Origin of the sequence: Gemmobacter lanyuensis, from assembly GCF_014652355.1 — a bacterium.
Lineage (GTDB): Bacteria > Pseudomonadota > Alphaproteobacteria > Rhodobacterales > Rhodobacteraceae > Gemmobacter > Gemmobacter lanyuensis.
This window is the reverse complement of the sequence record NZ_BMYQ01000001.1, coordinates 599,118-611,147: the sequence shown is the minus strand read 5'-3', so window position 1 is coordinate 611,147 and position 12,030 is coordinate 599,118. Positions and strand designations below refer to the sequence as shown.

Below are 12,030 nucleotides of genomic sequence, written 5' to 3'. Positions count from 1 at the left end.
TTTCCCGGTAATTCCGCCCAATATTTAGGCAGCGTATGTTCTGCGCCCAAATTTGCAGCGTCTTGCCGTTGTCATACGCAACAGGCATGTCTAGCACCCTTCATGACAGACAAGGAATCCCGCCCGTGTCCCTGCAATTGGCTGAAATTTCCATCACGCCCCCGGTGCTTCTGGCGCCGCTGGCCGGGATCACGGATCTGCCGTTCCGCCGGCTGGTGGCCTCGTTCGGGGCGGGGCTGGTGGTGAGCGAGATGGTCGCAAGCCAGGAGGTCGTGCAGGCCCGTCCGTTGGCCCGCGCCCGCGCGGAGCTGGGGTTTCAGGAGGCTGCGACCTCGGTCCAGCTGGCGGGGCGCGAACCCTACTGGATGGCCGAGGCCGCGAAATACGTCGCCGGTCAGGGCGCGCGGGTGATCGACATCAACATGGGCTGTCCGGCCAAGAAGGTGACGAACGGCTATTCCGGGTCGGCGCTGATGAAGGATCTGGACCATGCGCTGCGCCTGATCGAGGCGGTGGTGGGCGCGGTCGAGGTGCCGGTCACGCTGAAAACCCGTCTGGGGTGGGATGATGCCCTGCTGAACGCGCCCATTCTGGCCCGCCGGGCAGAGGAGGCCGGGGTGACGATGGTCACCATCCACGGCCGGACACGCTGTCAGTTCTACAAAGGTGCAGCGGATTGGGCGGCCATCCGCGCGGTGAAAGAGGCCGTGACCATCCCGCTGATCGCCAACGGCGACATCACCGGCGCCGAGACCGCGGCCGAGGCGCTGCGCCTGTCGGGCGCCGACGGGGTGATGATCGGGCGGGGGGCGCAGGGGCGGCCCTGGCTGCTCGCCAAGGTGGCGGCCGCACTTTATGGCACGCCCGCGCCGCAGATCCCGCAGGGGGATGCGCTGGCCGACATGATTCTGGGGCATTACGAGGCGATGCTGGCTTTCTACGGCCTGGACCTGGGCATCAAGATCGCCCGCAAGCATCTGGGTTGGTATCTGGAAATGGCCGGGCTTGAAGCGGCCCGCGCCCCGATCATCACGGGCGAGGTGCCCGCACAGGTGGCGCGCGATCTGCGCGCGGCCTTTGCCCATCAGGAAAGGGAAGCCGCATGAAGGGGTTTCGTCAGCCCTATCCGGTGCCGGGGGTGATCTGGGCCTCGCTGCCGATCCCGGCGCTTCTGGTGGATCAGGGCGGGCTGATCGTTGAAACGAACCCCGCGGCCGAGCTTTTCCTCAATGCCTCGTCCCGCAGCCTCAAGGGGCAACCGGTCTTTGATCGTGTGCATATTGATGCCGAGATGGAAGAGGCCTGCGCCCGCGCCCGTGCCAACCAGTCGGCGCTGTTCATCAATGATGTTGATGTGACCAGCGGGGAAAAGCCGCCGGTGCAATGCACGGTGCAGGTGGCACCGCTGGCCGATGATCCCGAATATCTGATGCTGCTGATTTCCCCGCGTGAGATGGCCGACCGGCTGGGCCGGGCTGGCGCGGCCAAGACGGCGGCAAAATCCGCGATCGGCATGGCTGAGATGCTGGCGCATGAAATCAAGAACCCCCTGGCCGGGATCTCCGGTGCGGCGCAGCTGCTGTCGATGAACCTCACCCCTGAGGACCGGGAGCTGACCGACCTGATCGTCGAGGAAACCCGGCGCATCGTGAAGCTGCTGGAGCAGGTTGAACAGTTCGGCAATGTGCGCCCACCTGACCGCCGTGTCGTGAATATCCACGACGCATTGGACCGCGCGCGCAAATCGGCGCTGGTGGGCTTTGCCGCCAATATGCGGATCGTCGAGGAATATGACCCCTCGTTGCCGCCGACGCATGCGGACCCGGATCAGCTGATGCAGGTGTTCCTCAATCTCATCAAGAACGCGGCCGAGGCGGCAGGCGGGGCCAAAGGCACCATCACGCTGCGGACGCGCTATGACCTGTCGCTGCGGCTGCGGCGCAAGGACGGTACCGGCAAGGCGCTGCCCCTGCAGGTGGAAATCATCGATGACGGCCCGGGTCTTCCGCCCGGCATTGCCGACGACATTTTCGAACCCTTCGTTTCGGGCAAGGAAAACGGCACGGGGCTTGGCCTCGCGCTGGTGTCGAAAATCATCACCGAACATGACGGCTGGATCTCGGTTGACTCGGTGCCGGGGCGGACGGTGTTCCGCGTTTCGTTGCCGGTGGCCCCCCGCGAATTGCAGAAGAAGGAAGCAGGCTGATGGATGGCACGGTTCTGGTTGCCGATGACGACCGCACGATCCGCACGGTGCTGACGCAGGCATTGACCCGCGCGGGCTGCAAGGTGCATGCGACCTCCTCGCTCGTCACGCTCATGCGTTGGGTGGAAGAGGGGAAGGGTGATCTGGTCATCTCGGATGTGGTGATGCCTGATGGCAACGGGCTTGAGGCGCTGCCGCGCATCACCCGGCTGCGCCCCGGCCTGCCGGTCATCGTGATTTCGGCGCAGAACACCATCATGACCGCCATTCAGGCGGCCGAGGCCGAGGCTTTCGACTATCTCCCCAAACCTTTCGACCTTCCCGATCTGATGAAGCGGTCGGCCCGCGCGCTGGATGTGAAGCGCCGCGTGCCCAAACCCGCACCCGCCCCGCGCGAGGCGGGGGATGACCTGCCGCTGGTGGGGCGGACGGCGGCGATGCAGGCGCTCTATCGTCTGGTGGCGCGGGTGATGAATACTGAACTGCCGGTGCTGATTACCGGCGAAAGCGGCACCGGAAAATCGCTGATCGCACGGGCGATCCATGATTTCTCGGATCGGCGCACGATGCCCTTCGTCGTGGCTCAGGCGGCCGATCTGCAAAGCATGGACGGGCCGGCGGCGCTTTTGTCGCGGGCGCGCGGCGGCAGCCTTGTCTTTGATGAGGTCGCCGATCTTGAGGATGAGGCGCAGGGCCGCATCGTGCGGATGCTTGATATGCTGGGCGACAATGCCCCCCGTGTCATGGCGACAAGCCAGAGCGATCTGGCCAACCGGATGGAGGCCGGGCGCTTCCGGCAGGATCTGTTCTACCGTCTGGGCGGGGTGACGCTGCATGTGCCAAGCCTGCGGGAACGGGTGGATGACATTCCGCTGCTGGCAGAGCATTTCCTGGCGCGCGGGGAACGCGATTTCGGCACCGTCCGTCGTCTGTCGAATGACGCGCGCGAACTGGTGCGCGCCTACAGCTGGCCGGGAAATGTGCGCCAGCTGGAAAACACGCTGAAGCGGTTGATGGTCACCTCGACCGAGCCGGAGATCAGCCGCGCCGAAGTGGAGGCCGCCCTTGGCAGCCAGCCGCTGCCCGAACCGATGAAGGGGTTGGGCGAGGGGGACAAGCTTTCCGCCTCGGTCGCGCGGCATCTGAAGCGCTACTTCGATCTGCATGGCGGTCAGCTCCCCCCGGCCGGGGTCTATAACCGCATCCTGCGCGAGGTTGAGGCGCCGCTGATTGAAATCGCCCTGGATGCGACCGGCGGCAATCAGGCAAAATGTGCCGATCTGCTAGGGATCAACCGCAATACTTTGCGCAAGAAGATCACCGAGCTGGATATCCGCGTGACACGCCGCCGCAAACTGATGTAAAAGCGCAACATATCGCGTGACATTGCGGCCATGGCCTGATTCACGCCAACGGATATGTGGCGGGGGCTCAGATCGCCCTCAATCTTTGGGGGCAACCGACCTTGCGGCCGGCTTCATCAGGCAGTGCTTGGATCTTGCGTCTGGCGCGGTTGCAGCGCCAGCGCCGGATGCAGACATGGACGACGCTGGGTCTTGTCGTGCTGGGCCCGGTCTTGGTGGTGGCAACGCTGCTGGCGCTGCAACCGCTTGATGCCGGTGCCGCAGGGGTGCCGCTGCGGCTCGTGTTGCTGGCGGATTTCGTCTATGTGCTGCTGATCGCGTCACTCGTGCTCAGCCGGGTGCTGCGGATGGTGGCGGACCGCCGCCGTCGTTCTGCCGGATCGCGTCTGCACTTGCGACTGACCGGGGTTTTCGCGCTGGTTGCGCTGATGCCCACCGTGTTGGTCGCGGTCTTTGCGGTGTTGACGGTAAATGTCGGGCTTGAGGGATGGTTTTCGGACCGGGTCCAACGCGTGGTGGGCGCCTCGCTCGATGCTGCCGAGGCCTATGAGAAAGAACACCGCGAAGGCCTGATCGAGGATGCCGAAGGCCTTGCCGCCTATTTCAACGTGACCAAGCAGTCCACCTTCTTTCTGGAAGACGGCGAACTGCGGCCCTTGCTCACGCAGGTGCAGGAACGGGTTCAGCGCGGCTTGCGCGAGGCCTATCTGATCGACGGCGCCGGCGATCTGAAGACGCGCGGCGAGAAATCCTATCTGTTTGATTTCGAGAAACCCTCCGCCGATCAGCTGGCCCGCGCCGCGGCGGGCGAGGTCGTGGTGATCCAGGATTGGGGCAATAACGAATTCCGCGCGCTGGTGCGGCTTGAGGCCTTTGCCGACCGTTATCTCTACATCACGCGGGCGGTGGATGGCTCGCTTCTGGGGCTGCTGGATGAAACCAAGGATTCCGTGCGGCTTTATCAGCAGGTCGAAAAGGCGCGGGGGCGCATCCTCTTTGAATTCGGGCTGCTCTATCTGGGCTTTGCGCTGATCCTGATCATGGCGGCAATCTGGCTGGGTCTGTGGTTCGCCGAACGTCTGAGCCGCCCTGTGGGCCGTCTCGCCAGCGCGGCCGAGCGGGTGGGCGAAGGCGATCTGGACGTGCATGTCCCCGAGGAAGAGGGCGATGACGAAATCGCCACTCTGGGGCGGATGTTCAACAAGATGACCCGGCAGCTCAAGGGGCAGCGCGATGCGCTGGTTGACAGCCACCGTCAGTCGGAACGGCGGCGGCGTCTGTTCGATAGCGTGCTGTCTTCGGTTACGGCGGGGGTCATCGGCCTTGATGCCGAGGGGAATGTCGATTTCGTCAACCGCGCGGCGCAGCGCCTGCTGGATTATGACGAAGGTCAGAGCGATGTGGCGCTGGCCGCGGCAGTGCCGGAGTTCGCGGCCCTCTTTGATCGTGTGTGCGAAGGCGGCGGTGCCGCCGTGCAGGATGAGGTGCGCCTGACCCGCAAGGGCCGGATGGAAAGCCTGCTGGTCCGCATGTCGGCCCGGCGCAGCGACAGCGGCCGGCTTGAGGGCTATGTGGTCGCCTTCGATGATGTGACCGATCTGGTCAGCGCGCAGCGCATGGCCGCCTGGGGCGATGTGGCCCGCCGCATCGCGCATGAGATCAAGAACCCGCTGACGCCCATCCAGCTTTCTGCGGAACGCATCAAGCGCAAGTTCCGCCCGCTAGTCGGGGATCTGGCGGGCGATCTGGAACAATACGCTGATGTGATCGTGCGCCAGACCAATGACCTGCGCCGGATCGTGGATGAATTTTCGAAATTCGCGCGGATGCCCGAACCCGACCGCCGCGAAACCGACCTGTCCAAGATCCTGCGCGATGCCGTGACCTTGCAGGCCGCGGGCTTGCCCGAGGTCCGCATCACTGCCGATCTGCCTGACAGCCCGCTGCCGATGGAGCTGGACGCCACCATGATCGGCCAGGCGCTGACCAATCTGATCAAGAACGCGGGCGAGGCGATCGAGGGTCTGGTCGAGAAGGGCGCCCCCGAGCGCTATCAGCCGGAAATCCGGGTTCAAGTGCAGATCGCACCCGAGGATGTGACCATCCGCATCGCTGACAATGGCTGCGGTTTGCCGATGGACCGCTCGCGCCTGTTCGAACCCTATGTCACGACGCGCGAAAAGGGCACGGGCCTTGGCCTGCCCATCGTGAAGAAGATCATTGAGGAACATGGCGGGTCGCTGATCCTGACAGACGCGCCGGTTTTTGAAGGAAACGCCCATGCGGGTGCGCAGGCCGAGATCCGGCTGCCACGGGGGGCCGCGCGCCCGCCACGCAGGGGCAGATTGGCAACCGTAGGGGGCCAGGGGGACGCATGACCATTCTCATAGTCGATGATGAACGCGACATCCGCGAGCTGATTGGCGATATCCTCAAGGACGAGGGCTTTTCCGTCCGGCTGGCGGCCAATGCCGATGAATGCATGGCCGCGATCAATGCCGAGGCGCCGTCGTTGATGATCCTCGACATCTGGCTCAAGGATAGCCGGATGGACGGGATCGACATCCTGAAAACCGTGAAACGCGACAATCCCGATGTGCCGGTCGTCATCATCTCGGGACATGGGAATATCGAAATCGCAGTCGCGGCGATCAAGCAGGGCGCCTATGACTTCATCGAAAAGCCTTTCAACATCGACCAGCTGATGGTGGTGGTCAGCCGTGCGATGGAAACCGCCCGGCTGCGCCGTGAAAACAGCGAATTGCGCCGCCGCGATGGCACGACCTCGGACATGCTGGGCAATTCGGCGGCCTTCCGCACGCTGAAGGCGCAGTTGGACAAGGTGACCAAGTCGAACGGGCGTGTCATGCTCACCGGTCCGGCCGGATCGGGCAAGGAAATGGCCGCGCGCCACATCCACGCCCATTCCAACCGCGCCTCGGCACCCTTCGTCACCGTGACCTCGGCCACCATTGAGCCCGAGCGGATGGAAGAGGTGCTGTTCGGCCGCGAAACCCCCGAACGCGGGGTGGAACCGGGGCTGCTGGAGCAGGCGCATGGTGGCATCGTCTATTTTGACGAGGTGGCCGATATGCCGCTGGGCACGCAGTCCAAGATCCTGCGGGTGCTGGTGGAACAGCAGTTCACCCGGGCAGGCGGGTCCGACAAGGTGCGCGTCGATCTGCGGGTGATTTCCTCGACCACGCGTGACCTGCGCGCCGAAATCGCTGCCGGGCGCTTCCGGCAAGAGCTGTATGATCGCCTGAATGTCGTGCCGATCGCCGTGCCGAGCCTCGAGGAACGGCGCGAGGATATTCCCGAACTGACCCGCTATTTCATCGACAGCTTCCACCGCACCCAGGGGCTGCCGCAGCGGACACTTTCGTCGGATGCCGAGGCGATGCTGCAAACGATGCGCTGGCCGGGCAATGTGCGCCAGTTGCGGAACGTCATCGAACGGGTGCTGATCCTGGGCGAGGGCAATGGTCCTATCGAGGCGCGCGAGCTGCCGGGGCAGGAAAGCGGCGGCGGCGATGACGGGCGGCTGGTGATCGGCGGTGCGCTGGCAACCCTGCCGCTCCGCGAGGCGCGCGAGCTTTTCGAGAAGGAATATCTGCTGACGCAGATCAACCGCTTCGGCGGCAATATCAGCCGAACGGCAGCCTTCGTCGGCATGGAACGCAGCGCGCTGCACCGCAAGCTGAAATCGCTGGGCGTCGTCACCGGCGCCAAGGGCCGCGGGGATGACGACGAGGGCGAGGGCGAATAATCCCCCGCTCCGCCCGCGGCTTGACCCCCCGCCCGCCCCGTGCCATCCCTGACACCGGGTTAGCGGGGGCCTTCCGATGAAAGTGATCATCTGTGGCGCGGGACAGGTCGGCTGGCAGATCGCCCGCCATCTCTCGTCCGAGCGCAACGACGTGACGGTCGTCGACAGCAATGCCGAACTGGTGCGCCGCGCGTCGGAAACGCTGGATGTGCAGGGGGTTACGGGCTTTGCCTCATATCCCGATGTGCTGGAAAAGGCCGGTGCGCGCGATGCCGACATGATCATCGCGGCCACCCACTCCGACGAGGTGAACATGGTCACCTGCCAGGTGGCCCATTCGGTGTTCGGTGTCCCGCGCAAGATCGCGCGGCTGCGGGCGCAGAACTATTCCATGCCGCTTTATTCCGATCTTTATCGGCGCGACCATCTGCCGATTGACGTGGTGATCAGCCCCGAACGCGAGGTGGCCGAGGCTGCGATGCAGCGCCTTGCGGCGCCCGCGACCTTTGATACCGAAAGTTTCATGGGGGGCCGCGCGCAGCTTCTGGGCATTGATCTGGCCGAGGACTGCCCCGTGCTGAACACCCCGCTCCGGCAGTTGAACGAGCTTTTCGCAACCCTGCGGGCGATTGTGGTGGGGGTGCGGCGCGAGGGGCGGCTTTTCGCGCCCGAGGCCGGCGATCAGCTGTTCGCGGGCGATCAGATCTATGTCTTCTCGCATGTCGAAGACCTGGGGCGGACCCTGGAAATCTTTGGCAAATCCAACCGCAAGCAAGAGCGTGTGGTGATCGTGGGGGGGGGCAATGTCGGGTTGGCGGTGGCCCGGGCCCTTGAGGCGCAGGTGGACCGTGTTCGGGTGCGCGTCATCGAACATGACCGCGCGCGCGCGGAATACGCCGCCGACAACCTGTCGCGCACCATCGTGCTGAATGGCGACGGCATGGATATCGACCTGCTGATGGAGGCCAGCGTCGACCGTGCCGATGCCGTGCTGGCGGTGACGGATGACGACAAGACCAATATGCTGGTTGCGGTGCGGGCAAAATCGGTCGGCTGTCCTATGGCGATTGCGCTGGTGAACGATCCGACGCTCGTGCCGCTGCTGTCGGCGCTGGATGTGGATGCCTATATCAACCCGCGGGCGACCACGGTGTCCTCGATCCTGCGCCATGTGCGCCACGGGCGGGTGCGGGCGATCTATTCCATCGGTGATGCCGAGGCCGAGGTGATTGAGGCGCAGGTGCTGGGCACCTCGCCGCTGGCAGGGCATCAGGTGCGCGACATCGCTTTCCCCGAAGGCGTGCTGGTCGGCGCGGTGATGAAGGGCGAGAAGGTTCTGAAGCCGACCGGCGATCTGCGGATTGACGAGGGCGATGTCATCGCCATGTTCGTGATGGCCAAGGATGTCCGCGAGGTCGAGCGGTTGCTGCAAGTTTCCATCGATTTCTTCTGATGCGGCTCTGGGATCTTCCATTGCTGGTGATCCTGCTGGGGTTGACGGCGCTGGCCATGCTCGCGCCGGCGGTCCATGGCTATGCGGTGGGCAATGCGGCGGCCGGTCGGCCGTTCTTTTATGCCGCCTGCGGCCTCGGGATGCTGACCGTGATGATCGGCCTTGCCACGGTCGACCGGGCTGCGCGCGATGCGCGGCACAGCCATCTCGCGGCGATGATCGGGGCCTATCTGATCCTGCCGCCCATCATGGCTGTGCCCTTTGCCGAGGCGGTGGCCGATACCTCGTTCGTGAATGCCTGGTTCGAGATGCTGTCCTGTTTCACCACGACCGGAGCCACGCTTTACGAAGGGGCCGAGCGGATCCCGGAAACGCTGCATCTGTGGCGGGTTCTGGTCGGCTGGCTGGGCGGGTTCTTCATTCTGCTCATGGCGGTGGCGGTGCTGATGCCGATGAACCTTGGCGGGATGGAGGTTCTGACCGGGCGCAGCGGACGGGCGCGTGGCCCGCAGGATATGCGGATTGCGGATGCGACCGAACGCATTCAGCGTTTTGCGGTTCTGCTTTTTCCGCCTTATGCGGGGTTTACGCTGCTGTTGTGGTTCGCGCTGGTTCTGATGGGCGAGCCGGGCTTTCGCGCCTTCGCCGTGGCCCTTTCGACGCTGTCGACCAGCGGCATCCTGCCGGGCGGCGGCACAGCCGTCGGCGGCTTTGGCGTCGAATTGATCATCGCGGCCTTCCTCTTGCTAGGGATCACGCGGCGCGCCTATCCGGGGGCCTTGTTCGATGATCCGGATCTGCCGCCCTGGCGTGACCCCGAGGTGCAGATGGCCGGGGCCATCATTCTGTCCGTGACGCTGGTGCTGGCGCTGCGCCATTGGGTCGGCGCGATCGAGAACAGCGAAGGTGGCGACCTGCCGGCCTTTGTCTCGGTCTTATGGGGGGCGGCCTATACCACGCTGTCCTTTCTGACCACGACGGGCTTCACGTCGGAACACTGGGGATCGGCCCGGATCTGGTCGGGGCTTGAAACCCATGGGATGATCCTGATGGGGCTGGCCATCGTGGGGGGCGGGGTCGCCACCACGGCCGGCGGGGTCAAGCTGCTGCGCGTCTATGCGTTGTTCCGGCAGGGCCAGACCGAGCTTGCGCGGCTTGTCCATCCGCATGGGGTGGTGGGCGGCGGCGCTTCGGAGCGGCATCTGCGGGGGGAAGGCGCCCTTGTGGCCTGGGTCTTCTTCATGCTGTTTGCCATGTCCATCGGTGTGGTTGCCGGGGCGCTCACGCTTGCGGGGCTGGCATTCGACCCGGCGTTGATCCTGTCGATATCGGCCCTGACCACGACGGGGCAGCTTGCGACCGTCGCGGCAGAGGCGCCGGTGCGCTATAGCGAACTGGGAACTGCCGCCAAGGCAATCCTTGGTGGCGCCATGATTCTGGGCCGGGTCGAGGCGCTGGCCGTGCTGGCGCTTCTGGCGCCGGACCAATGGCGCCGCTGATTGCGCTGCGTCTGCGGTAACGGGCTGTTTTTGGGCTGGAATCTCCGCGCTTTGCCAGACATACTGATTCTGCTGCCATCCGGGAAAAACGGGGGAGGGCGGCGGACAGTACCGCGCGACAATAAAAGGCAAGAAAAATGGCTGCCGATAAACAGAATTTGCAGGACGCATTCCTCAATCATGTGCGGAAGGCTAAGGTTCCGGTGACGATCTTTTTGATCAACGGGGTCAAGCTGCAGGGCGTTATTACCTGGTTCGACAATTTCTGTGTGCTCCTGCGCCGTGACGGTCAATCGCAACTGGTGTATAAACATGCGATCTCGACGATCATGCCGGGTGCGCCCATCAACCTTTATGAAGGTGAAGACTGATTTCCGACCTTCCTGACGACGATGATGATTTCGACCCGCTGTCCCTGGACGGCGGGATTGACGCCTATGAAACGGCGGCACATCCGACACATACTTGGATCATCCACCCCGATCTCAAGGCCGAAAAGACCCGTCGCCTGCCTGAACACGGGCTGGCCGAGGCGGTCTCGCTGGCTGCGGCCCTGCCGGGGATGGAGATCCTCGGGGCCGAGGTCGTGCGCCTGTCGCGGGTCCATCCCGGCACGCTGTTCGGGTCGGGCAAGGTTGAAGAGCTGAAGGCCCGCTTCAAGGAAGCGCATGTCGAGCTGGTTCTGATCGACGGTCCCGTCAGCCCGATCCAGCAGCGCAATCTGGAAAAGGCCTGGGGCGTCAAGCTGCTGGACCGCACCAGCCTGATCCTTGAGATTTTCGCCGACCGCGCGCGCACGCGCGAGGGGGTGTTGCAGGTGGAACTGGCGGCGCTGTCCTATCAGCGCACGCGCCTTGTGCGCGCCTGGACCCACCTTGAACGCCAGCGCGGGGGCTTCGGCTTTGTCGGCGGCCCCGGCGAGACGCAGAAAGAAGCCGATCGCCGTGCGATTGACGATCAGGTCATCCGCATCCGCCGCCAGCTGGAAAAGGTGGTCAGGACGCGCGAATTGCACCGCAGTGCGCGGCGCAAGGTGCCGTTCCCGATCGTGGCGCTGGTGGGCTATACCAACGCGGGCAAATCCACGCTGTTCAACCGGGCGACCGGGGCCGATGTGCTGGCCAAGGACATGCTCTTTGCCACTCTGGACCCGACGATGCGGGGCGTCACGCTGCCTTCCGGGCGCAAGGTGATCCTGTCGGATACGGTGGGCTTCATCTCGGACCTGCCGACCCAGCTGGTCGCGGCCTTCCGCGCCACGCTGGAAGAGGTGCTTGAGGCCGATCTGATCCTGCATGTCCGCGACATCGCCCATCCCGAAAGCGCCGAACAGGCCGCGGATGTGGCCGATATTCTGGGCAGCCTGGGCGTGAAGGGGGAAACCCCGATGTTCGAGGTGTGGAACAAGCTCGATCTCGTCGATGCCACCACGCATGAGGGGCTGATTGCGCAGGCGCGGGCACGGGACAATGTCTTTGCCGTCTCGGCCCTGACGGGCGAGGGTCTGGACCGGCTGCTTGATGCGATCAGCCAGACCTTTGACGAGGAAAAGACGGAACGCCTGCTGGCCCTGGGTTTTGCCGAAGGCCGCCGCCGCGCCTGGCTGCATGCCGAAGGCGTCGTGCAGGAGGAAACCCAGACTGATGACGGCTGGGAGATCCGCGTCCTGTGGACTGCCCGGCAGGAAAAACGCTGGCGCGAGCTGTAAACCCGCCCGCACCGCCCCCGCCCGCACCGCC

The 12,030-nt window shown here is 64.6% G+C and carries 9 protein-coding genes; all 9 read left to right on the top strand.

Annotation, left to right across the window (positions count from 1 at the left end):
- The first annotated feature begins 125 nt into the window (after positions 1–125).
- Positions 126–1,106 (top strand): tRNA dihydrouridine synthase DusB, encoded by a 981-nt coding sequence (dusB, locus tag IE101_RS02905; RefSeq protein ID WP_229803999.1) that lies wholly within the window; start codon positions 126–128, stop codon positions 1,104–1,106.
- The gene (locus IE101_RS02900) at positions 1,103–2,206 is read left to right on the top strand and encodes a two-component system sensor histidine kinase NtrB (protein ID WP_189632279.1); all 1,104 of its coding nucleotides are present in this window, start codon (positions 1,103–1,105) and stop codon (positions 2,204–2,206) included. Before dusB ends, IE101_RS02900 begins: the two co-directional genes overlap by 4 nt.
- The gene (locus tag IE101_RS02895; RefSeq protein ID WP_189632278.1) at positions 2,206–3,570 is read left to right on the top strand and encodes a response regulator; all 1,365 of its coding nucleotides are present in this window, start codon (positions 2,206–2,208) and stop codon (positions 3,568–3,570) included. Before IE101_RS02900 ends, IE101_RS02895 begins: the two co-directional genes overlap by 1 nt.
- 167 nt (positions 3,571–3,737) lie before the next feature.
- Positions 3,738–5,948 carry a sensor histidine kinase NtrY-like gene (locus IE101_RS02890; RefSeq protein ID WP_189632277.1) on the top strand — a complete coding sequence of 737 codons (2,211 nt, stop codon included), beginning with the start codon at positions 3,738–3,740 and terminating at the stop codon, positions 5,946–5,948.
- Positions 5,945–7,339: a nitrogen assimilation response regulator NtrX gene (ntrX, locus tag IE101_RS02885; RefSeq protein WP_189632276.1), complete on the top strand. Its 1,395-nt coding sequence runs from the start codon at positions 5,945–5,947 to the stop codon at positions 7,337–7,339. Before IE101_RS02890 ends, ntrX begins: the two co-directional genes overlap by 4 nt.
- Positions 7,340–7,415: 76 nt before the next feature.
- The gene (trkA, locus tag IE101_RS02880) at positions 7,416–8,792 is read left to right on the top strand and encodes a Trk system potassium transporter TrkA (RefSeq protein ID WP_189632275.1); all 1,377 of its coding nucleotides are present in this window, start codon (positions 7,416–7,418) and stop codon (positions 8,790–8,792) included.
- Positions 8,793–8,818: 26 nt separating this feature from the next.
- On the top strand, positions 8,819–10,291 hold the full coding sequence (locus tag IE101_RS02875; RefSeq protein ID WP_229804021.1) for a potassium transporter TrkG: 1,473 nt from the start codon (positions 8,819–8,821) through the stop codon (positions 10,289–10,291).
- A gap of 137 nt (positions 10,292–10,428) precedes the next feature.
- The gene (gene hfq / locus IE101_RS02870) at positions 10,429–10,662 is read left to right on the top strand and encodes an RNA chaperone Hfq (RefSeq protein WP_054303569.1); all 234 of its coding nucleotides are present in this window, start codon (positions 10,429–10,431) and stop codon (positions 10,660–10,662) included.
- Between the two features lie 98 nt (positions 10,663–10,760).
- On the top strand, positions 10,761–11,999 hold the full coding sequence (gene hflX / locus IE101_RS02865) for a GTPase HflX (RefSeq protein ID WP_189632723.1): 1,239 nt from the start codon (positions 10,761–10,763) through the stop codon (positions 11,997–11,999).
- The last annotated feature ends 31 nt before the right edge of the window (positions 12,000–12,030 follow it).

Bases quoted from the DNA above. Each gene is read 5' to 3' on its own strand.
- IE101_RS02895 (WP_189632278.1), top strand. From the start codon at position 2,206: ATGGATGGCACGGTTCTGGTTGCCGATGACGACCGCACGATCCGCACG.
- hfq (WP_054303569.1), top strand. From the start codon at position 10,429: ATGGCTGCCGATAAACAGAATTTGCAGGACGCATTCCTCAATCATGTG.
- IE101_RS02900 (WP_189632279.1), top strand. From the start codon at position 1,103: ATGAAGGGGTTTCGTCAGCCCTATCCGGTGCCGGGGGTGATCTGGGCC.
- IE101_RS02890 (WP_189632277.1), top strand. From the start codon at position 3,738: ATGCAGACATGGACGACGCTGGGTCTTGTCGTGCTGGGCCCGGTCTTG.
- trkA (WP_189632275.1), top strand. From the start codon at position 7,416: ATGAAAGTGATCATCTGTGGCGCGGGACAGGTCGGCTGGCAGATCGCC.
- ntrX (WP_189632276.1), top strand. From the start codon at position 5,945: ATGACCATTCTCATAGTCGATGATGAACGCGACATCCGCGAGCTGATT.